Source organism: Meiothermus taiwanensis WR-220 (genome assembly GCF_003568585.1).
GTDB lineage: Bacteria > Deinococcota > Deinococci > Deinococcales > Thermaceae > Meiothermus > Meiothermus taiwanensis.
In genome coordinates, this window is the sequence record NZ_CP021130.1 from 1,834,481 (window position 1) to 1,853,862 (window position 19,382).

General features: G+C 63.5%; 20 protein-coding genes. 9 read left to right on the forward strand and 11 right to left on the reverse strand.

Features of this window, described 5'->3' with window-relative positions:
• Positions 1-31: 31 nt before the first annotated feature.
• A complete protein-coding gene (gene purE / locus MTAI_RS09090) occupies positions 32-535 on the reverse strand; it encodes a 5-(carboxyamino)imidazole ribonucleotide mutase (protein ID WP_027887773.1) in 504 nt (167 codons plus the stop codon).
• A 75-nt stretch (positions 536-610) separates the two neighbouring features.
• Between purE and MTAI_RS09095 the strand changes: the two genes are divergently transcribed.
• The 3 genes from MTAI_RS09095 to MTAI_RS09105 all read left to right on the forward strand — a co-directional run bounded on the left by MTAI_RS09095 (position 611) and on the right by MTAI_RS09105 (position 2,917).
• Complete coding sequence (locus MTAI_RS09095) at positions 611-1,489, forward strand: sodium-dependent bicarbonate transport family permease (RefSeq protein ID WP_027887774.1); 879 nt, start codon at positions 611-613, stop codon at positions 1,487-1,489.
• Between the two features lie 156 nt (positions 1,490-1,645).
• Positions 1,646-2,614, forward strand: coding sequence for a sodium-dependent bicarbonate transport family permease (locus MTAI_RS09100; protein ID WP_027887775.1), 969 nt, complete (start codon positions 1,646-1,648; stop codon positions 2,612-2,614).
• Positions 2,615-2,917, forward strand: a complete 303-nt coding sequence (locus tag MTAI_RS09105; RefSeq protein WP_027887776.1) for a P-II family nitrogen regulator — start codon at positions 2,615-2,617, stop codon at positions 2,915-2,917.
• On the opposite strand, the gene MTAI_RS09110 is transcribed toward MTAI_RS09105, so the two are convergent.
• A complete protein-coding gene (locus MTAI_RS09110; RefSeq protein ID WP_027887777.1) occupies positions 2,914-4,206 on the reverse strand; it encodes a metal-dependent hydrolase family protein in 1,293 nt (430 codons plus the stop codon). The genes MTAI_RS09105 and MTAI_RS09110 overlap by 4 nt on opposite strands.
• A gap of 136 nt (positions 4,207-4,342) precedes the next feature.
• Here MTAI_RS09110 and MTAI_RS09115 point away from each other — a divergent pair, with 136 nt between their 5' ends.
• On the forward strand, positions 4,343-6,166 hold the full coding sequence (locus MTAI_RS09115; protein ID WP_027887778.1) for a 2-oxoacid:acceptor oxidoreductase subunit alpha: 1,824 nt from the start codon (positions 4,343-4,345) through the stop codon (positions 6,164-6,166).
• 22 nt (positions 6,167-6,188) lie between these two features.
• Positions 6,189-7,232, forward strand: coding sequence for a 2-oxoacid:ferredoxin oxidoreductase subunit beta (locus MTAI_RS09120; RefSeq protein ID WP_027887779.1), 1,044 nt, complete (start codon positions 6,189-6,191; stop codon positions 7,230-7,232).
• 1 nt (position 7,233) lies between these two features.
• Here the strand turns inward: MTAI_RS09120 and MTAI_RS09125 are convergent, their stop codons facing one another.
• Complete coding sequence (locus tag MTAI_RS09125; protein ID WP_245391997.1) at positions 7,234-8,019, reverse strand: YdcF family protein; 786 nt, start codon at positions 8,017-8,019, stop codon at positions 7,234-7,236.
• A gap of 85 nt (positions 8,020-8,104) precedes the next feature.
• Between MTAI_RS09125 and MTAI_RS09130 the strand changes: the two genes are divergently transcribed.
• From MTAI_RS09130 to MTAI_RS09145, 4 genes are read left to right on the forward strand one after another with little or no spacing between them, the layout of a single operon-like run.
• Positions 8,105-9,226 (forward strand): acyl-CoA dehydrogenase family protein, encoded by a 1,122-nt coding sequence (locus tag MTAI_RS09130; protein ID WP_027887781.1) that lies wholly within the window; start codon positions 8,105-8,107, stop codon positions 9,224-9,226.
• A 48-nt stretch (positions 9,227-9,274) separates the two neighbouring features.
• A complete protein-coding gene (locus MTAI_RS09135) occupies positions 9,275-9,871 on the forward strand; it encodes an NAD(P)H-dependent oxidoreductase (RefSeq protein ID WP_027887782.1) in 597 nt (198 codons plus the stop codon).
• Between the two features lie 29 nt (positions 9,872-9,900).
• Positions 9,901-10,941 carry a serine hydrolase domain-containing protein gene (locus MTAI_RS09140; protein ID WP_027887783.1) on the forward strand — a complete coding sequence of 347 codons (1,041 nt, stop codon included), beginning with the start codon at positions 9,901-9,903 and terminating at the stop codon, positions 10,939-10,941.
• A gap of 32 nt (positions 10,942-10,973) precedes the next feature.
• Positions 10,974-11,534 (forward strand): 5-formyltetrahydrofolate cyclo-ligase, encoded by a 561-nt coding sequence (locus MTAI_RS09145; protein ID WP_027887784.1) that lies wholly within the window; start codon positions 10,974-10,976, stop codon positions 11,532-11,534.
• Here MTAI_RS09145 and MTAI_RS09150 read toward each other — a convergent pair.
• From MTAI_RS09150 to MTAI_RS09185, 8 genes are all read right to left on the reverse strand, one after another.
• On the reverse strand, positions 11,521-11,931 hold the full coding sequence (locus tag MTAI_RS09150; RefSeq protein WP_027887785.1) for a VOC family protein: 411 nt from the start codon (positions 11,929-11,931) through the stop codon (positions 11,521-11,523). The genes MTAI_RS09145 and MTAI_RS09150 overlap by 14 nt on opposite strands.
• Before the next feature lie 46 nt (positions 11,932-11,977).
• Entirely contained in the window at positions 11,978-13,483 is a 1,506-nt protein-coding gene (gene malQ / locus MTAI_RS09155) for a 4-alpha-glucanotransferase (RefSeq protein ID WP_027887786.1), read from the reverse strand.
• A 127-nt stretch (positions 13,484-13,610) separates the two neighbouring features.
• On the reverse strand, positions 13,611-14,951 hold the full coding sequence (locus MTAI_RS09160) for an aminotransferase class III-fold pyridoxal phosphate-dependent enzyme (RefSeq protein WP_027887787.1): 1,341 nt from the start codon (positions 14,949-14,951) through the stop codon (positions 13,611-13,613).
• Between the two features lie 105 nt (positions 14,952-15,056).
• Positions 15,057-16,091: a S1C family serine protease gene (locus MTAI_RS09165; RefSeq protein WP_027887788.1), complete on the reverse strand. Its 1,035-nt coding sequence runs from the start codon at positions 16,089-16,091 to the stop codon at positions 15,057-15,059.
• Positions 16,092-16,233: 142 nt separating this feature from the next.
• Positions 16,234-17,436, reverse strand: a complete 1,203-nt coding sequence (locus MTAI_RS09170; RefSeq protein ID WP_043982834.1) for a sugar ABC transporter substrate-binding protein — start codon at positions 17,434-17,436, stop codon at positions 16,234-16,236.
• Positions 17,437-17,690: 254 nt separating this feature from the next.
• Positions 17,691-18,392, reverse strand: a complete 702-nt coding sequence (locus tag MTAI_RS09175) for an SDR family oxidoreductase (RefSeq protein WP_027887790.1) — start codon at positions 18,390-18,392, stop codon at positions 17,691-17,693.
• Between the two features lie 60 nt (positions 18,393-18,452).
• Positions 18,453-18,863, reverse strand: a complete 411-nt coding sequence (locus MTAI_RS09180; protein ID WP_027887791.1) for a thrombospondin type 3 repeat-containing protein — start codon at positions 18,861-18,863, stop codon at positions 18,453-18,455.
• A 25-nt stretch (positions 18,864-18,888) separates the two neighbouring features.
• Positions 18,889-19,266, reverse strand: a complete 378-nt coding sequence (locus MTAI_RS09185; RefSeq protein WP_024050063.1) for a cupredoxin domain-containing protein — start codon at positions 19,264-19,266, stop codon at positions 18,889-18,891.
• Positions 19,267-19,382 lie beyond the last annotated feature (116 nt).

Consider the following 19,382-nt stretch of genomic DNA (forward strand, 5'->3'; position numbering starts at 1 on the left):
TTTAGGTTGGGGAAAGGGCCAACCCACCCTTCTAGCCGGTGCGGGGATCCGGCTCGGCCAGCACCGCCTCGGTCTGGGCCTTGCGGTACTGCTCTAAAGCGGCCTTACACTGGGGGTATTTGTTGGCCAGGATGCTGACCGCCAGTAGCGCCGCGTTGACCGCCCCAGCCCGGCCTATGGCGAGGGTGCCTACCGGGATCCCGGCCGGCATCTGCACGATGGACAGAAGCGAGTCCAGGCCCTTCAGGCTTTTGGACTCTACGGGAACCCCCAGCACCGGCAGGCGGGTCTTGGCCGCGGTCATACCGGGCAGGTGCGCCGCGCCCCCCGCCCCGGCGATGATGACCTCGAGGCCCCGCGCCTCGGCCTGTTCGGCGTATTCAAAGAGCAGATCCGGGGTTCGATGGGCCGAGACCACCCGCACCTCATGGGGCACCTGTAGCTGCTCCAGGGTTTGTGCGGCGTGCTGCATGGTTTCCCAGTCCGACTTGGAACCCATAATGATGCCGACCAAGGGGTGAGAGGGCATCGTCATGACGGCCCTAATCTACCGCATATAGAACCGGGAATCCAACAGACTGAGCGGCCGGGGTTGTGTATAGAATCAGGTGTGGACGCGCTGGAGCTGCTCCGCCTCAACCTATTCTCCCTCCCCATGCTGTTCTTTGCCTTGGGCTTTACGCTCGCCCTGATCCTGGCCAGGGTTGATCCAAAGGATCCCAGGCGTTCAGGGTTCTTATTAGTTGGCTACTGGCTCATTGGACTTGGGTTCGCCGGAGGGAAGGCTCTGGCCACCACCCCTTTACCAGAGGTACAGGGGCCCGCCCTGGTTGCTTTGGTTTTAGGCCTCACCCCGCTTCTTTTCATACGGCCCGGCCTAATGATTACCGTCCATGTCACGGCCCCCGCGTGCGCTTTCCTTGCCGCTGAGGCCTTCACGCAGGCCGCGCAGGCGCCGGCAGAGGGGACTCTAGCCAGTCTGGTGGTCTTTCTGGTAGGGGCGGTTATCGCCGTCCTTTGGCTGGCCGCCCGCCGAAACCCGAGCACAGCAGCGCGGGAGGCCCTCAACGAACTCAACGAAAGTGAAACCGTTCCGCTGGCGATGCTGCTGGTGGGGTTTTTCATCGGTCTTCTCTGGCCCAAAGCCCCCGAGGAGCTGTTCTCAAAATCCTTTGATGAGCTGCTGGTGTTGCTGATCCTACCCGGCGCGCTGGCTGCCAGAGGCCTGCTCGAGCTGCGACGGACAGAGGCTTTTTCCATCGGTCTAGGTATTGCTATCTCCTTCCTCCAGGGCGGCCTGGGGGTCTGGCTGGGCGGCCTGGCCGGCCTGTCGGTCGGAGGTGCGGCGGTGCTGGGGGCCATGGCCGCCAACGCCTTTTACGTCCGCACCTCCCCGGCCAGCCTCAGCCATCTGGGCCTCGCTCTTCTTTTCAACCTGACCCTAGGCATCCCCATCTACTACGCCCTTTCCCGCTGGCTGAACGGCTAGGGCGGTGCACATCCTCGATGGCAGAGTGGCTGAAGATCCGCCTCACCCCGCTCCCCGGTTTCAAAATTGCTCCCTCAGGGTATTGAGAGTTTAGCAGAAAACCGCCAGGATGCAACCCACCCTGTCTGGCCGAGGGCAGGGCTAGAATGGCTCGCTGTGGACACGCTGGAATTGCTTCGCATCAACCTGCTCTCCCCTGCCGTGCTGGCCTTTGCCCTGGGCATCGTGGCCACGCTGGTAAAGTCCGATCTCAAAATTCCCGATGCACTCTACACCACCCTTTCGATCTACCTGCTGCTATCCATCGGGCTCAAAGGCGGGGCTGCCCTTGCCACCACGCCCTTCGCCGAAGTGTGGAAGCCCGCGCTGGCTACGCTGGCTTTGAGCATAATCACCCCGCTCCTCTCATATACCACCCTGCGCCGCCTGGGGCGCTTTGACGTGGTCAACGCGGCGGCTATTGCCGCTCACTACGGTTCGGTCTCAGCGGTTACCTTCATTGCCGCCACCACCTTCATGCAAGCGGCAAGGCAGCCTGTGGAGGGGTTTTTGCCAACCCTGGTAGCCATTTTGGAGGTTCCAGCCATCGTGATCGCCCTGCTGATAGCCCGTCGCAGCCTGGGCGGGGGCTCGCTGGGTGAAGCGGTGCGGGAAATTTTTGCCGGGAAAAGCGTTTTGCTGCTGGTAGGGGGTTCGGTGATGGGGTTCCTGAGCGGGCCCGAGGGTCTCAAGCAGGTAGCAGCGGTGTTTGTAGATCCTTTTCGCGGTGTGCTGGTGCTATTTTTGCTCGAGCTGGGGATGATAGCCGCCAAGCGTCTGCGCGATTTGCGCTCGGTGGGGGGCTTCTTGATTGGTTTTGGGATTGCCATGCCGCTGGTTCAGGGCAGCCTGGGGGTGTGGCTGGGCAGCCTGGCCGGCATGTCGGTAGGGGGGGCGATGGTGCTGGGCACCATGGCCGCGAGCGCCTCGTATATAGCGGCCCCGGCCGCTGTGCGCATCGCCCTGCCCCAGGCCAACCCCAGCTATTACCTGACCGCCTCGCTTGGCATCACCTTTCCCTTCAACCTGACCCTAGGCATCCCCATCTACTACGCCATTTCTCGCTGGCTGCACGGAGGTAGCTAAATGGCCCTGGTCTCGCTCAAACTGGTCACCATCATCGCCGAGGGGTTTCTGGAAGAAAAGCTGGTGCGCGATATCAAGAAGCTTGGGGCCAAAGGCTATACCATCACGGCTGCGCGGGGTGAGGGCAGCCGAGGGGTGCGGGCCAGCGAGTGGGAAGGAAGCAACATTCGTCTGGAAACCATCGTAAGCCCCGCCGTGGCTGAAAAAATCCTGAACCACCTGGCCGAGGTGTATTTTGCCAACTACGCGGTGATTGCCTTTGTGGAAAACGTGGAGGTGGTGCGGGGCGATAAATACACCTAGCCAGAGCGTTGTGACAACGTGCCAGACCTCCACACCCCTGTTCTGCCGTCCCGCTGGTAGTACACCATACCGCCTTTCATCACCAGCTCGAGGTGTTGCTCGGGGCGGGTAAGCACACGGATGTCCTCGAGCGGGTTCCCATCCACCGCAATCAAGTCGGCATAGGCGCCGGGGGCCACCACCCCCAGTTGCCCCTCGACCCGCAGCAGCCGGGCCGCATACAGGGTCGCAGCGCGGATGACCTCGAGGTTGGGCTGCACCTGTGCCCGGATGGCGAACTCCTCGAGCTGATGCCGGTGCATGGCCCCCAGCAGGTCGGTGCCGTAGGCCAGGTTCACCCCGGCTTTATAGGCCATCTCCAGGGCAGCCAGCCCCTTATCGAGCACCAGGTCAATTTTGTAGGCCACCTCTCGGGGCAGGCCCGCCGCGACCCCCTCCTGGGCCAGGGCCTGGTAGGTGATAAGGGTGGGCACCATCCAGGCCCCGTGCCGCAGGAATAGCTCCACGCTGGACTCATCGATCAGGTTGCAGTGTTCCAGGCTTCGCACGCCGCACTCAATCGCACGGTTGACGGCGCGGGCAGTGTAGGTGTGGGCCATCACATACAGGTCGGCCATCTCGGCCTCCTCCACCGCGGCCCGGATCTCCTCGAGGGAGAACTGGTCGTTGGTCAGACGGTCGGTGGGCGAGGCGATGCCGCCCCCCAGCATCAGCTTGATGTGGTCGGCCCCCCGGCGAACCTCCTCCCGCACCGCCCGCCGCACCTCGGGCACCCCATCCACCACCCGGCCAAAGGCCACCGGGGTGCTGACGGTCTCGACAACAGTTTCACCCGCCGCCCGGCTGTCGGCGTGGCCCCCGGTCTGGCTCAGGGCCCGCCCGCAGATGAACAGCCGCGGCCCGCTGATCAGCCCCTCCTCCACCGCCCGCTTGAGGCCAAAGTCGGCCCCGGCCGCGTCCCGCACGGTGGTAAAGCCGCGCAAGAGCATGGCCCGCATAATCTCGGCGGCCTGCAGGGCGTTGTAGTGCGGGGAGGCGTTGTGCAGTTCACGCAGATTGGCCGTCCAGGCCAGCACGTGCACGTGGGCATCAATCAGGCCGGGCAGGAGGGTTTTGCCCCCTAGGTCGAGCTGCACCACCTCGGCTGCCCTGGCCTCGGGAGCCTCCGCATGCATGGGCTCGAGGCGCTCGATCCGGCCATCCCGCACCACCACCCGCTGGTTGGGCAAAAGCACGCCGTTCTCTACATCCAGCACCTGGGCATTTTGAAGGAGGGTTATTGGCGACACAAGCAAGTCTAACATCCCATGCTTTTGTGTTATTTTTCCCATGAAATAGGGCCTACAATCACTCAACCTCCTCAGCAAAATCCGATAGGATAAAGGCACAGACCAAGTACTGGCCTGAAGAGCACAAGGAGGTGCTATGAACGTTCTGGAGCGACAGCAGGAGGCGGGCCTGGCAACCCCTACCCCCATCATCAACGACTTTTCGCTAGTGGTAGCCACCGCCAACGGAACCGGCAGTCAGACCGCAAACCTCACGCTGTTGCGGTCTTTTTTTAAGCTGGGCATACCGGTTCACGGCAAGAATATTTTTCCTTCCAACATCCAGGGGCTTCCCACCTGGTATCACATCCGGGTGAGCCACGAGGGCTACATTGCCCGCAAGCCCTCGGAAATTCTGGTGGCCTTCAACCCCGCCACCGCCCACGAAGACCTGCAGGAGCTACCCAGCGGCGGGGTATGTATCTACAACACCGATCTGAAGAACCTGCCCAAGCGCAACGACATCACCTATTACCCGGTTCCGGTCGGCGAGCTGATCAGCGGCATTGACGTACCGGTCAAACGCAAGCCCTACATCGCCAACATGGCCTATGTGGGGGTGGTGGCCTGGATGCTGGGGGTGCCGCTGGAGGTGGTGGAAGAAGCCTTGAGCGCGCAGTTCGACCACCGCCAGAAGCTGGTGGAGAGCAATATGCAGGTGGTGCGCCGGGCCCACACCTGGGCCAGCGAGAACCTGCACAAGCAAGACCCCTTCCGCCTCGAGCCCATGAACAAGACCGAGGGCCTGATCATCATGACCGGCAACGAGGCCGGGGCTTTGGGGGCGGTTTTTGGCGGGGTGAGCGTGGCCGCCTGGTACCCCATCACCCCCTCCACCAGCTTTATGGATGCGCTGCGGGAGTTTTTGCCCAGACTCCGCAAGGATGAAAACGGGCATCCCACCTATGCGGTGATTCAGGCCGAGGACGAGCTGGCCGCAGCCGGCATCGTCATGGGTGCAGGCTGGGCGGGGGCCCGGGCCCTCACCGCCACCAGCGGCCCCGGCATCAGCCTGATGGCCGAGTTCGTCAGCTACGGCTACTTCACCGAGATTCCCGCGGTTATATGGGACATCCAGCGGGTGGGCCCCAGCACCGGCCTGCCCACCCGCACCAGCCAGGGGGATGTCGCCTTTGCCTACACCCTGGGCCACGGCGACACCAAACACCCCATCCTGTTCCCCTCCTCCATCGAGGAGTGCTTCGAGTTTGGCTGGAAGTCGCTGGATCTGGCCGAGCAGCTCCAGACCCCGGTCTTCGTGCTCTCCGATCTGGATCTGGGCATGAACAACTGGATGGGCCGGCCCTTCGAGTACCCCGACCAGCCCATGCAGCGCGGCAAGGTGCTGAGCGCCGAGCAGCTCGAGGCCCTGGGCGGCTTCGCCCGCTACAAGGACGTGGACGGCGACGGCATCCCCTACCGCACCCTGCCCGGCACCCCCCACCCCCGGGCCGCCTACTTTACCCGCGGCAGCGGCCACAACGAGCAAGCCCAGTACAGCGAGCGCCCCGACGACTGGGAGCGCAACATGGCCCGCCTGGCCCGCAAGCTCGAGACCGCCCGCAACCTGGTGCCTGCACCTGCCACTGAGCTAAACCCTTCCGCCAAAGTGGGCCTCATCGCCTACGGCACCACCCGCTATGCCATCGAGGAAGCCCGCGACCGCCTGGCCTCCCAGCTTCCCACCAGCTTTTTGCGCCTGCGGGCCCTGCCCATCAACCAGCAGGTGCGCGATTTTGTGGCGGCCCACGAGCGGGTCTACGTCATCGAGCTCAACCGCGACGGACAGATGTGCAGCATCCTACGGGCCGAGATGCCCGATTACGCCGCCCGCATCCGCTCAATCGCCCACCTGGACGGGCTGCCCCTTACAGCCCGCTGGGTACAAGAACGCCTCTTGCAAGAAGAGGCCAGCGCCTAAACCCAAGCCAGAGGATAGTTATATGGAAAACCCCAGTCCAGTCCCGCCCATCAAGCTCAACGCGGTGGGCCTCAGCAAAAAAGACTACGACGGTGCCCCCAGCACCCTGTGCAAGGGCTGCGGCCACAACTCCATCGCCAGCCAGGTGGTACAGGTCGGCTTCGAGCTTAACCTACGGCCCCACGAGATTATCAAGCTCTCGGGCATCGGCTGTTCGTCCAAGTCGCCGGCCTACTTTTTGGGCATGTCGCACGGCTTCAACGCCCTGCACGGGCGGATGCCCAGTGTGGCCACCGGGGCCCTTTTGGCCAACCACACCTTGAAGGCCATTGGGGTCTCGGGCGACGGCGATACCGGTAGCATCGGGATGGGGCAGTTCAAGCACCTGATGCGCCGCAACCTGCGGATGGTTTACATCGTGGAGAACAACGGGGTCTACGGCCTCACCAAGGGGCAGTTCTCGGCCACCGCGGAAGAGGGCCTCGAGCTCAAATACGCCGGTCACAACGAGTTTCCCCCTATAGACCTGTGCATGGAGGCCATCATCGCCGGGTGCGGCTTTGTGGCCCGCAGTTTTGCCGGCGATGCCAAGCAGGTGCGCGAGCTGCTCAAGGCCGCCCTCTCCCACCGGGGCACCGCCCTGCTGGACATCATCAGCCCCTGCGTGGCCTTCAACAACGAGGACGACAGCCCCAAAAGCTACGGCTACGGCACCAAGCACGAGCAGCCCCTGCACGAGCTGGGCTTTATCCCCTACGCCGAGGAAATCTCCATCGAACCCATGCAGCCCGGCGAGTTCCGCACCGTGCAGCTGCACGACGGCTCCCTGATTAGCCTGCGCAACCTGGGCAAGGACTATGACCCCACCGACAAACAAGCCGCCCTGGAGCTTCTACAGCGGGCCCAGGAGAACAAGGAGTTCATCACCGGGCTCATCTACTACAACCCCGACCGGCCCAGCCTGGCCGAGCTCGAGGGCCTGAGCACCCCCCTGGCCCAGCTTCCCCCTGAGCAGCTGCGCCCCCCCAAGGAGGCCCTGGAGCAGTTGTTGCAGGCCTACCGCTAGGCTAAAGCCAGCCGCGCAGCCGGTAAGCCAGCAACCCCAGGTACTCCCGGGTAAGTGGAGTCAGGGCCTGCAAGCGGTCGGCGGGGGCTACCAGGGCGGTATCGAAGCGGGGCTCGCTGGAGTTCACGCTCAGCACCTCGAGGCCCAGCCTGCGAAAGGCCCCCGCAGCCCGGCGGCTGTGGGCGGGGGTGGTCACCAGCAGCACCCGCCGCCAGCCCCGCGCCTGCACCAGCTCGGCCACGGCCAGGGCCTCGGTGCGGGTGGTGCGCATCTGGGGCAGGAGAATGATCTCCGGGCCTTCCTCCCCATACAAGGCCTGTACGCGCTGGGCGGCCACCCGGCCCAGCGAAGGGCAGCGGGCATCGCCAAAAATCTCCCCCACCGTGTCGGAGAGGGTGATGCGGGGGGCATACCCGGCCCGCCAGAGCTCGAGGCCCTTCTCCAGCCGGGCCAGCGAGGAGGCCTCGAGCTCCCCCGCCCCACAGTGCATCCCACCCCCCAGCACCACAATCAAGTCGGCTTTTTGCGGCGCTTCATTCACAATCAGGCCCTCTGTCAGCGCCCTGGTGAGCGGGGTAAACACCACCGCCGCAATCAGCAGCGCACAGCATCCGCTCCCCCAAAGCAAAACCCGGAAGGTGGGGCCCCACCCCCCCAGCAGCGTTCCGCCCAGCCAGAGCCCCACCAGCGGCCCCAGGCCCAGCTCGGGGTTGATCACCAGCCCCAGCGGCAAGAGCAGCAGGCTCAGTCCCGCAGCAATCAGCAACCGGTGCAATAGTCCTCGCATCGCGACCATCTTATCGTTCCGCCACCCGACCCACCCGCGTTTTTATGACGCTTTTTATGCACAAAGCGCGTGATACGATATATTCATGGCCGTTTTGACCACCGACCAAAAAATGGTGCTGGACATGGTGCGGGCCGTCTCCCGCGAGGTGCTGTGGGCGATGGCCCCCGAGTACGACCGCACGGGGCAGTACCCCTGGCCCCAGCTCAAGCAGCTGGCCCAGCTCGGGCTTTTGGGCATGACCACCCCCGAGGCCTGGGGCGGGGCCGGGCTCGACTCGGTCACCTGGGCTTTAGCCATGGAGGAGATCGCCGCCGCCGACCCCAGCGTGGCGGTGATTCTTTCGGTCACCTCGGGCCTGCCCCAGTACATGCTGAACCGGTTCGGCAGCGAGGCACAGAAAAAGAAGTACCTGGTGCCCCTGGCCAAGGGCGAGTGGATTGGGGCCTTCTCCCTCACCGAGCCCCACGCCGGCTCCGACCCGGCCTCCCTCAAGCTCTCGGCCCAGAAAGTGCCCGGCGGCTGGGAGCTCAACGGCCTCAAAAGCTGGGTCACCTCCGGCGGACAGGCCCAGGTGTATGTGGTGATGGCCCGGGGGGAGGCTGGGATCAGCAGCTTTATCGTGGAAAAAGACACCCCCGGCCTCAGCTTCGGCAGCCCCGAGGAAAAGATGGGCCTGCACGCCGCGCACACCTGCGAGCTGCGCTTCGAGGGGGTTTTCGTGCCCGAAGAGAACCTTCTGGGCCAGGAGGGGCGCGGGCTGGCCCAGGCCCTGGCCGGACTGGACTCGGGGCGCATCGGCATTGCCGCCCAGGCAGTCGGAATGGCCAGGGCTGCGTTTGAGATTGCCAAACAATACGCCGATGAGCGCACCCAGTTCGGTCAGAAGATCCGGGAATTCCAGGGGGTGGGCTTCAAGCTGGCCGAGATGCACACCCGCATAGCCGCCGCCCGGGCGCTGGTGCTGGAAGCCGCCGCCAAGAAAGACCGGGGGGAAAGGTATACCCTCGAGGCCTCCACCGCCAAGCTCTTTGCCTCCGAGGTGGCCGTGAGCGTAACCCGCGAGGCCGTGCAGGTGCTGGGGGGGTATGGCTACCACCGCGAGTACCGGGTGGAGCGCTACTACCGCGATGCCAAGGTTACCGAGATATACGAGGGCACCAGCGAGATACAGAAGCTGGTCATCGCTCGAGAGCTCTACCGCTAAACCCGCCCGGTTGCAGCCCTGGGGCCGTTGGCCGTAGGCTTTGAGCCGATGAATGTCTTGATCATTTACGCCCACCCCAACCCCAGCTCCTTCAACGCCGCCCTGCGGGATCTGGCCGTGCGAACCCTGAGCCAGGCCGGGCACAGCATTCTGCTTTCCGACCTTTACACCATGCGCTTCAACCCGGTGTTGAGTGCCCAGGAGCTACAGGGCGACCTGCAGGACATTCAACCCGAAATCGAGAAGGTGCGGCGGGCCGATCTGCTGCTGTTTCAGTTTCCCGACTGGTGGTACGGGATGCCGGCCATCATGAAGGGCTGGATCGACCGGGTGTTTGCCTACGGGTTTGCCTACGACGACCAGCACAGTTTCGAGAACGGCCTTCTGCGGGGCAAAAAAGCCATGCTCAGCCTGACCGTAGGGGCCCGCGAAGACTACTTCCGCCAGGCCCCCCAGCGCGACCTGATGCGGGTGCTCGAGCCCATCCACTACGGCATCTTTGCCTACTGTGGCCTGGAGGTGCTGCCCCCTTTTATCGCCTACGGGCCGGGCGAGATGAGCGAGGCCGAGCGCAAAGCCACCCTCGAGGCCTTCCGCGAACATCTGAAAAAGCTGCCCGAGCTACAACCCCTGCGCTTCAGTTAGGCTTAAGCCTGACCCCATAAGCTTTAGCCATGCACCGCCGCACCGTGCTCAAAGGCCTGGCCTCGGCCCTGCTATCGGGCTCCTCTGCCTTTGCACAGGCCGCCCCCGACCCCGGCAACCCCCGCCACCACAGGCTGGCTGCCGCCTACTCGGCCCAGCACCGCGGCATCGCCCTGCTGGTGATGGTGGACGGCCAGATCCTGTTCGAGGATTATCCGGGCCGGGGCCACCCCAATCGCGCCCACGAACTGGCCAGCGGCACCAAGAGCTTTAGCGGGGTTATGGCCGTGGCCGCTGTGCAGGACGGCCTGCTTTCGCTGGAAGAGCCCCTGGCCCAGACCCTGACCGAGTGGCAGGGCGACCCCTGGCGTTCGCAAATCAACCTGAGCCAGCTCCTGCACCTTACCAGCGGCATCCCCGGCGGCAACCTGGCCCGCCCCCCCACCTACCAGGCGGCCCTCGAGACCCCCGCCGAGGCCCCGCCCGATACCCGCTTTTCCTACGGCCCCATCCCCTTCCAGATCTTTGGCGAGCTGATGCGCCGCAAACTCAAGGGCGACCCCCTCGAGTACCTCACGCGCCGCATCTTCAAGCCGATTGGCCTGGAGTACGCCTTCTGGCGCCGGGGGCCCGACGGCCACCCCCACCTGCCCTCCGGGGCCTTCCTCACCGCCCGCAACTGGGCCCGGTTTGGCGAGCTGGTGCGCCAGGGGGGTCTTTGGCAAGGTCAGCGCATTGTGGATGCAGCCCTGCTGGACAAGTGTTTTGCGCCCTCGAGGGTCAACCCCATCTACGGCCTGACCTGGTGGCTGGGACGCCCCATCAGCCCGGCGCAGCGGGCAGCCATAGGCCGTGTGGGACAGGAGATCGATGCACTGGCCGGCACCCCCGGCCTCCCCGACGACCTGGTCATCGCCGCCGGCGCGGGCAACCAGCGCCTTTACATCAGCCGCCAGCTCAGGCTGGTGGTGGTGCGGCAGGCCGAGGGCATTGTGGAAAGCCTGGCCGGGCGCCGAACCGCCTTCTCCGATGCGGTTTTTCTGCGCCTGCTCCTGACCGGGCAGGGTTAGCCCAAAGCCGCCGGATGCGCTAGACTGCCGCCGTGACGCAAGGTGAAGTACGCGAACTGGTCTGGAACGCCCTGGCCCAGCACAGAGCCGCCGCCTACCCCACCCCACCGCACGGACACCATCCCAACTTTGTGGGGGCCAGCCGCGCTGCCGAGCGCCTGATGGGCCTCCGGCTGTGGCAGCTGGCCACGGTGATCCTGGCCGGGCCCGACCAGGTGCTCAAGCCGCTGCGCGAGGCGGCTTTAAAGTCCGGCAAAATCGTCCTTATGCCCCACCCCGACAAAGCCGGGCGGTACCTGAGCCTCGAGGGCCTCCTACCCCACCAGCTCAAACGGGTGCGGGAAGTGGCCCAGCTGGGCAAACCCATCGAGCTAAAAGACACCACCATAGACCTGGTGCTGGTGGGGAGCGTGGCGGTGGACGAAGCGCGCAACTGGCTGGGCAAGGGGTACGGCTTCCCCTACAAAGACCTGCAGGTGGCCGCGCCCTGGGCCACCCTGGCCCATACCCTGATGATCTTTGATGAGCTGCCCTGCCAGCCTGAGCGAAGGGTGGATCTGATCGCCACCCCCCATCAGATCATTGGGGTTTGAGGTGGCCGTCGGGCAGACCCCAGATCGCGGCAGGGGCCAGCTCGATGAGGTTCCCCGCCGGATCGTGCACATACAAACTGCGGCCCGCCTTCCACTCGGCCCAGGTGACCGGGTGGCCGTGGGCCTCGAGCCTCTCCGCCCAGCCCTCTAGCTCCTCCGCGGCCACCCGAAAACACACGTGCACACTGCCCAGGGCCCCATGCGGCGGCAGGGCGGTCTCCTGCTGGGTGGCCTGGGGGTTGAAGACCAAAAAGACCCCCGGCCCGGCACGAAAAAACAGATGCCGCCCCGGCTGCTCGGCGAAAAGCTCCAGGCCCAGCAGCCCCTGGTAGAAGCCCCGGGCGGCCTCGAGGTCACTCGCATACACACAGGTCTCGAGCACCCCCGCGATCTTCATGGTGATACCTCTCGGGGTCTATGAAAACCCATCCTGTGGCCTGCGGTCAAGCGCGCTGGCTGGCCTCGGCCAGGGCCCGCAGCCCCGCGGCTAAGCCGGGCTCGAGGTCGCCTTCGGCGTAGCGCCACGCCCAGTTGCCCCCCAGCCGCCCGGGGAAGTTCATCCGGGCCTCGGGGCCCAGCCCCAGCACGTCCTGCAAAGGCAGGATAGCCAGCCTGGCCGGGCTCCTGAAGGCCAGCTCAATCAGGGCGCCCGCAACCTCGTACTCCGATAAGCAACGAATGCCATAGCGGGCCAGGTACGCCCGCATGAAGACCCGCTCGGCCTCCGGCGCGGTGCGGAACCACCCCAGGGTGGTGTCGTTGTCGTGGGTTCCGCTGTACACCACCACATTGCCGTGCTCGGGGTAGTTGTGGGGCAAAAAAGCGTTGTCGTCGCCGGAAAAGGCAAACTGCAAAATCTTCATGCCGGGGAAGCCGAAGCCGTCGCGCAAAGCCTCCACCTCGGGGGTGATCACCCCCAGGTCTTCGGCGATGATGGGCGCATCGCCCAGCTGCGCCCGCACCGCGGCAAAGAGCTTCTCACCCGGCGCTTTGACCCAGCGGCCCTCCACAGCGTTGGGCCGGCCAAACGGAACCTCCCAGTAGGCTTCAAACCCGCGGAAGTGGTCGATGCGCACCAGGTGGCACTGCTTGAGCGACTGCCTTATGCGGGCAATCCACCAGGCGAAGTTCTCCTGCTCCATCACGTCCCAGCGGTAGAGCGGATTCCCCCAGAGCTGGCCGGTTTCGGAGAAGTAATCCGGCGGAACGCCCGCCACCACCGTGGGGTTGCCGTCGGCCTCGAGGTAGAAGTACTGCGGGTTGGCCCAGACATCCGAAGAGTCGAAGGCCACGAAGATGGGCATATCGCCGATAATCTGAATCCCCCTGGACTCGGCATAGGCTTTGGTTTTGCCCCACTCGGTGTAAAACAGCCACTGCACCCACTCGTGCAGGGCCACCTCGTAGGCCAGCTCCTCGCGGGCCTTGGCCAGGGCTGCCGGCTCACGGTCGCGCAGCTCGGGGCTCCACTCGTTCCAGGGCTTGCCACCAAAGCGGGTCTTGAGGGCCATGAAGAGCGCGTAGTCTTCCAGCCAGAAGCGCTCGGCCTCGATAAAGGCTTCCAGTTGCGCTTTATCCTGGGCAGAAGCCCCCGCTTGAAACCCTGCAAAGGCCCGCCGCAAGAGGGGCCAGCGGGTCTGGTAAAGCCAGCCATAATCCACGCTGCGGGCGTTGTACTGCGGGGGTTCTTCGCTTTTTTCCAGCCAGCCTTTTTCAATCAGCATCTCAGGGTCAATCAGGTACGGATTGCCGGCAAACGCCGAGAAAGACTGGTAGGGCGAGTCGCCGTAGCTGGTAGGGCCCAGGGGCAAGACCTGCCACCAGCGGGCCCCCGCATCGGCCAGCCAGTCCAAAAACCGCTCGGCCGCACGGCCCAACGCCCCAATCCCCCAGCGGCCCGGAAAACTGGTGGGGTGGAGCAAAATGCCAAAAGCGCGTTGGAGTTGCATAGCAAGGCCAGTCTATACCCTGACCGACACATTATGGAAGCGCTTCTATGCAAAAAACAGACCGTAAGGGCGATAGCTGACCCGCCCCAGCGAAAGGTAGCCGGGGCAGGCCAGGAGATACTGTGCGCTAGTCGGCAGCCGCCCCGACCACGCCCAGGGCCTCATCCACCAGGGCCAGGCCCTCTTCAATCACATCCAGGCCGTATTTCAGCTCCTCGCGGTTGATCACCAACGGCGGGCAGACCCACAGCATGTTGAAGCGGCTAAAGGCGTAGATGTGCTTGGACTTGAGGTAGCCCGTCAGTTTTTGCATCTCGGGGGAGGTGCCGTTGAAGGGCGCCAGGGGCTCTTTGGTGGTTTTGTCCCTGACCAGCTCGAGCACGCTGAACAGCCCGATATAGCGCACATCCCCCACGCAGGCGTATTTTTTGCACATGGCCTCGAGGCGCTCCCCCAGGTAGCGGCCCTGCTCGAGGGTGTTTTCAAACAGGTTCTCTTCTTCGTATACCGCCAGGTTGGCCAAGGCCGCCGCACACGAGACCGGGTGGCCGGAGTAGGTCAGACCCCCCCAGAGCATGTGATCCTCAAAGAAGTCGGCGATGGGCTTGGAAACAATCACCGCCCCCAACGGCATGTAGCCGCTGGTAAGGCCCTTGGCGCAGGTCACGATGTCGGGCTTGATGCCGTAGTGCTGGGTGGAGAGCCACTTGCCGGTGCGACCAAAGCCGCTCATCACCTCGTCGGTAATGAGCAGGATGCCATACTTGTCGCACAAAGCCCGCAGCCTGGGGTAGTAGTCGTCGGGCGGTACCAAAAGCCCATTGGAGCCGGTGATGCCCTCCACCATAATGGCCGCGATGGTGTGGGGGCCCTCGAGCTGGATAACCTCCTCAATGTGGCTCACACACTCCCGCTGGCAGCTATCCGGGGTCTTGCCAAAGGGGCAGCGGTAGCAGTAGGGATCAAAAACCCGCACAATGCCCGGAATGCCCGGCTCCACCGGCCAGCGCCGGGGGTCGCCCGAGGCGGTCATGGCCCCCATGGTGGCCCCGTGGTAGGAGCGGTAGCGGGTGATGATCTTGTCCCGGCCGGTGTACAGGCGGGCTATTTTCATGGCGTTTTCGTTGGCCTCGGCCCCGCCCAGGCAGAAAAACGACTTGGCCAGCCCGGTCACCTCGGCCAGCTTTTTGCCCAGCCGGCCTCTAGGCTCGGTGGCAAAGCTGGGGCCGGCAAAGCACAGCTCGTCCACCTGCTTCTTGATGGCCTCGAGCACACGCGGGTGCTGGTGCCCCACGTTGATGTTGATAAGCTGGCTGCTGAAGTCCAGCCACTTGTTGCCCTCGCCGTCCCAGAACCATACGCCCTTGGAGCGGGTCATGTGGATGGGGTTGGCGGTGCTCTGTACCGACCACGAAAACAGGGTGTAGTCGCGGTTTTCCTGAACGACTTCCTTGGTCGAGCGTTCCATAGCCAAGCCTCCCTTAGGTCTTTGATTACCTCAATGGTAGCCCTCACCCTGGGGGGAAGCAATGGTCAGAGTGTCCAAAGAACCCGGGTTCCGGGGCCCGCTGGCCTAACCGCGCCGCGTGGGGTTTGGGGTTAGCTGTAGCTCAACTTTAAGAATCTGCTGTCCCCGTCGCACCGTGAGGACGATGGTGTCGCCCACCTCTTTGCTGCGAATGTAGCGCTGAAGCTCGGTGACATTGTTGAAGGGGCGACCATCGGCCTCGAGGATCACATCAAACTCGTAGACTTCCCGGCCGTTCTCCCGTCGAATGGCAAAGCCGCGCAAACCCGCCTGCTCAGCAGCCCCACCGCGCAGCAAGCCCTGGATTAAAACCCCTTCCTTGGGAATGCGCAGGGCGGCGGCGGTCTCGTCGTCAATCTGGAAAAGCTGCACCCCGATGTAGGGCACATCGCGCTTACGGCCGGCCCGCAGCTGGGCAATCACCTCATCGAGGCCTTGCAAGGGGGAAAGGTAGCTCTCGAACACCCCATTGGGCTGGCCGATCGCCACCACCACCGCCACCACCCGCCCTGCAAGGTTCAGCACCGGGCCGCCCGAGTCACCGGGGGCTAAAGGGATGGTGGTGGAGATGGCGATGGAGTTGAAAAAGGGGAAAATATCGCGCTCGACGGTGTTAACTATCCCATAGCGCGGTGCGATAAACTGGCCCCTCGAGTTCCCAATAGCCAGCAAGGGCTCACCCACCCGTGGGCCGCTGCCGGTCTCGAGGGGCAAAAACTGCATCGGCTCCTCTACCCCGGCACGCAGGATGGCGATATCACGAAACTCGTCGTAACCCACCAGCTCGGCGGAGAACGATTGGTTCTTGGAGTTGATCACCCGAAAACTGCGGGCCCCCTCGATAACGTGGTAGGCGGTCATGACCAGGCCATCGGCGCTGATAAAAAAGCCGGAGCCCGTGCCTTCGGGCACGGTTTCGATGCGCACTGCCGCCGGAAGGGCCTGGGTGTAGACGCGCTCGAGGGCCGCTCGCGCCTCGGGGGTGAGGACGCGGGGCGCTTGCAACGGCTGGGCCTGAATCACAGCCGCCAGCCAGCCCCCCACGCCAATGATCAGAGCAAGCAACCAAAAACGCCGCATCTCGGTCTCCTGAAGACAGCGTTATACGACAAGGGTAGCGCATGGGTGCTTTTTTACGATGGGGGGATGCACATTCTTTTCTCTCATACAAAAGCACAGCCCCCTTCCCGTCCTCCAGGAAGGGGGCTCCATGGGCCAAGGTCTATCGGCCGGAAAGACCGCGGTTAATCTCGGCCACCATAGCGTTCACAATCTGGGCCACGTTGGTGTCCGACTTCTGCACCGCCTGGGAAAGCGCGTTGCCCCAGGGCCCCCAAACCTTGCCCATCTCGGGGATGTTGGGCATGGGGGTGCCAAGGGCGATCACCGCCGAAAAACCCGCCACCACAGGGTCGTTGCGCAGTTGCTGCACAGCCTGCTTGGATACCGGCAGACGGCCACCAGCCTTGTTGAAGGCTACCTGGTTCTGGGGGCTCACCAGCAGCTTGGCAAAGTTGGCCGCTGCGGTCTTGTTGCGCGAGTAGGCGTTCATAGCCACACCCTGCACACCCACAAACGGGCGCCACTGCCCACCGCCGGGCGGGTTGGGCATGGGGGCAATGCCAAAGTCGATGTTGGCTTTTTTGTAATCGCCAATGGCCCAGGGGCCGTTGAGAATCATAGCCAGGGCCCCTTCCTTGAAGGCGCTGTCGGCCACGCCGTAGTCCACCCCTTCGGGAATCAGGCGGTAGCGATAGCGCAGGTCTTTGATGAAGCTTACCGCGCGGTTGCCGGCATCCCCACCCAGACGGGTCTGGCTGGCATCCAGGCCCTGGGCCGTGCGGCCAAATACGCTGGCCCCGTAGGCCGTAAACCAGCCATAGTTGAAGTAGGGGTTGGCCAGGTCGTAGAGGAAGCCAAAGGAGTTACCCTTGGTGTTTTCCTGGGCGATTTTGAGGAACTCGTCCCAGGTCTTGGGGGCTTCCTTGACCAGTTTTTTGTTGTAGATCAGGGCCACCGACTCGGCGAACATGGGCAGCGCGAAAAGCTGGTTGCGGTAGGTGAGGGCATCCACCGCCACATCCGAGAGGCTCTGAATGTAGCTGCCGGTGGCATACTTGCCCATGGGCTCGAGCACCCCCGCAGCGGCCATTGCCCCCACCCAGTCGTGGGGGATGCTCACCACCAGGTCGGCCGCCTGACCCTGCGGCGCCCCCAGAATAAACTTGTTCTGGATATCACCAAAAGGCACCTCCACCACCTCGACCTGGGTGCCGCTGCTCTTGGCAAAGCTGGCCGCGGTCTGCTTGAGCCAGGCCAGCTCAGGGCCGCCGTAATGGGTCCAGACCGTCAGCTTACCCTGCGCCATAGCGGAGCCTAGGAGGCTTAAGGCCGCTACAGCCCCAATCCACATAACTCTTCTCATGCCTTCCTCCTTGGGCCGGGCCAGAATAGGTGCCCCAGCCGATCCGACGACAGTCGATGGCAGCGCTTCCACGTTGTCCACAACGTCGATTTTTGGAAGTCTACCTTCTGCGTCAGAGGTATATTACTACATCCAATCTGCAAGTAAAGGGCCCGGAATTACTCCAAAGCCAATCGCAGGCTCAGCCACGCATTTTCTGCTAGGTGCCTTACCGGTTCTGTGCTCCAAGCGCAAAAACCTACCGGAGAGGGGTTTTATTTTTTGGGCGGCTGGCTCGGGCGCAGGTCAAGCTGGCTGGGGATGATGCGGGGATCGCTTTGCAGCAGGTACAGCACAGCCTGCGCGATATCCTGCGGCTGGATCTTCCAGGCGGCCCCGGTGCTGTTACCCGCAAAAGGCGTGTCCACCGAGCCGGGCAGAATGCTGCTCACCCGAATACCGTAGTAGCGCAAATCCAGCATAGCCGCCTCGGAAAAGCCCAGCAAACCAAACTTGCTGGCGTTGTAGGCAGCCCCGTTAGCAAAGGCGTTTTTCCCGGCCAGCGAGCCTATATTGATGATGTACCCCCCACCACGGCGCTGCATGGCCGGTACGGCGGCCTTGGTGGCGTAAAAAGGGCCGGTTAGGTTGGTTTGCAACACCTGCTGCCACTCCTCCGGGGTCAGCTCGTGCACCGGTTTGAAGATGCCTATTCCGGCGTTGTTGATCAGAAAGTCCAGACCACCAAAATGGGCCTCGAGCTGCTGCACAGCCCGCTCCAAGTCTTCGTAGCGGGTCACATCGCCCGGCAGGGCCAGGCTGTTGCCCAGCTCCGCCGCCAGGCGGGCCAGCCTGGCCTGGCTTCGGGCAAAAAGCCCCACCCCCACACCGCTAGCCACCAGTTGCTTAGCGACCTCGAGGCCAATTCCAGAAGAAGCCCCGGTAACCAGAGCCACTTTCCCACGCAAACCTGTCATGGGTTCATACTGCAAGAAAAACGGGGCGAACACAAGGTTCACCCTCACCAACAGGCTCGGTTACTTGGGTTTATAGATATCCACCCCACCCGCTTTTTCCAGATTCTGCATAAGGAACTGGGCTGTTACCAGGGGCTTGCTGCTAGGATCCCCAGGCAGGGTGCCGGCAAACACCTCGAGCACATCGATATAACCATCCCCGTCCGAGTCTTTCATGGCCTTGAGCGCCTCGTACAGGGCCTCGCCGATGCTGCCTTTGAAGTTCGCACGCACCTGGTTGCCAAAGGCATTCCAGGGCGCACCCCCGTTGGGGCCCACATGGCAGTACTGGCAGGTAACTGTGCGCACGTCGCCGCTGTCGGCCACAAGATTAAACTGCGCAATGGCCTGCAAGCGATAGGGGCCTCGCGCCTGCACCAGGGGCACCGCGGCCACAACCCACACCAAAACCCAGAAGCCGATTTTGCGCACAAAGCCCTCCTTTGAAGCTGCACCGCTACCGAACAGTGATCTTGCCATACATGGTTCTGGCATGCACCACGTTGTTCGTGGTCAGCGAGCAGATGTACTCGTACTCACCCGCAATGTTGAACACTTTTCTAAAGCTATACGGCTCGTACGGCAGGTTATGCGCGGGAATTTCCTCCGGCGGGTTGGAAAAAGGCTTGGTCTGCACCGTATGAGACAAACTGGGGTCGGCATTCACAAACTCGATGCAGTCCCCCTTCTGGATGGTCACATTCGGGCTATCGGTATCGTTCACCTTAAAGCCTGCCTCCAGGCTCACTGCCCGGATCACCACACAGGCTTTGGGGGTCGCAGACTGGCAGGACACCAGCCCAACCAGCAGCACAAGCACCCCTAACCACCGCATAAATCCAGTGTACACCTGGCACCAGACATCACAACAAGCCTGGCTTCTTTCGTTTGAAGTTTTAACACTCCCTTCGGCCGGGCTGGATTCACCGGCCCCAAAATTCGGCCTCGAGC

What these genes read in the sequence shown, in the direction of transcription:
- purE (WP_027887773.1), bottom strand. Translation starts at nt 535, where the DNA reads ATGACGATGCCCTCTCACCCCTTGGTCGGCATCATTATGGGTTCCAAG.
- MTAI_RS09105 (WP_027887776.1), top strand. Translation starts at nt 2,615, where the DNA reads ATGGCCCTGGTCTCGCTCAAACTGGTCACCATCATCGCCGAGGGGTTT.
- MTAI_RS09115 (WP_027887778.1), top strand. Translation starts at nt 4,343, where the DNA reads ATGAACGTTCTGGAGCGACAGCAGGAGGCGGGCCTGGCAACCCCTACC.
- MTAI_RS09120 (WP_027887779.1), top strand. Translation starts at nt 6,189, where the DNA reads ATGGAAAACCCCAGTCCAGTCCCGCCCATCAAGCTCAACGCGGTGGGC.
- MTAI_RS09125 (WP_245391997.1), bottom strand. Translation starts at nt 8,019, where the DNA reads ATGCGAGGACTATTGCACCGGTTGCTGATTGCTGCGGGACTGAGCCTG.
- MTAI_RS09130 (WP_027887781.1), top strand. Translation starts at nt 8,105, where the DNA reads ATGGCCGTTTTGACCACCGACCAAAAAATGGTGCTGGACATGGTGCGG.
- MTAI_RS09135 (WP_027887782.1), top strand. Translation starts at nt 9,275, where the DNA reads ATGAATGTCTTGATCATTTACGCCCACCCCAACCCCAGCTCCTTCAAC.
- MTAI_RS09140 (WP_027887783.1), top strand. Translation starts at nt 9,901, where the DNA reads ATGCACCGCCGCACCGTGCTCAAAGGCCTGGCCTCGGCCCTGCTATCG.
- MTAI_RS09150 (WP_027887785.1), bottom strand. Translation starts at nt 11,931, where the DNA reads ATGAAGATCGCGGGGGTGCTCGAGACCTGTGTGTATGCGAGTGACCTC.
- malQ (WP_027887786.1), bottom strand. Translation starts at nt 13,483, where the DNA reads ATGCAACTCCAACGCGCTTTTGGCATTTTGCTCCACCCCACCAGTTTT.
- MTAI_RS09160 (WP_027887787.1), bottom strand. Translation starts at nt 14,951, where the DNA reads ATGGAACGCTCGACCAAGGAAGTCGTTCAGGAAAACCGCGACTACACC.
- MTAI_RS09165 (WP_027887788.1), bottom strand. Translation starts at nt 16,091, where the DNA reads ATGCGGCGTTTTTGGTTGCTTGCTCTGATCATTGGCGTGGGGGGCTGG.
- MTAI_RS09170 (WP_043982834.1), bottom strand. Translation starts at nt 17,436, where the DNA reads ATGAGAAGAGTTATGTGGATTGGGGCTGTAGCGGCCTTAAGCCTCCTA.
- MTAI_RS09175 (WP_027887790.1), bottom strand. Translation starts at nt 18,392, where the DNA reads ATGACAGGTTTGCGTGGGAAAGTGGCTCTGGTTACCGGGGCTTCTTCT.
- MTAI_RS09185 (WP_024050063.1), bottom strand. Translation starts at nt 19,266, where the DNA reads ATGCGGTGGTTAGGGGTGCTTGTGCTGCTGGTTGGGCTGGTGTCCTGC.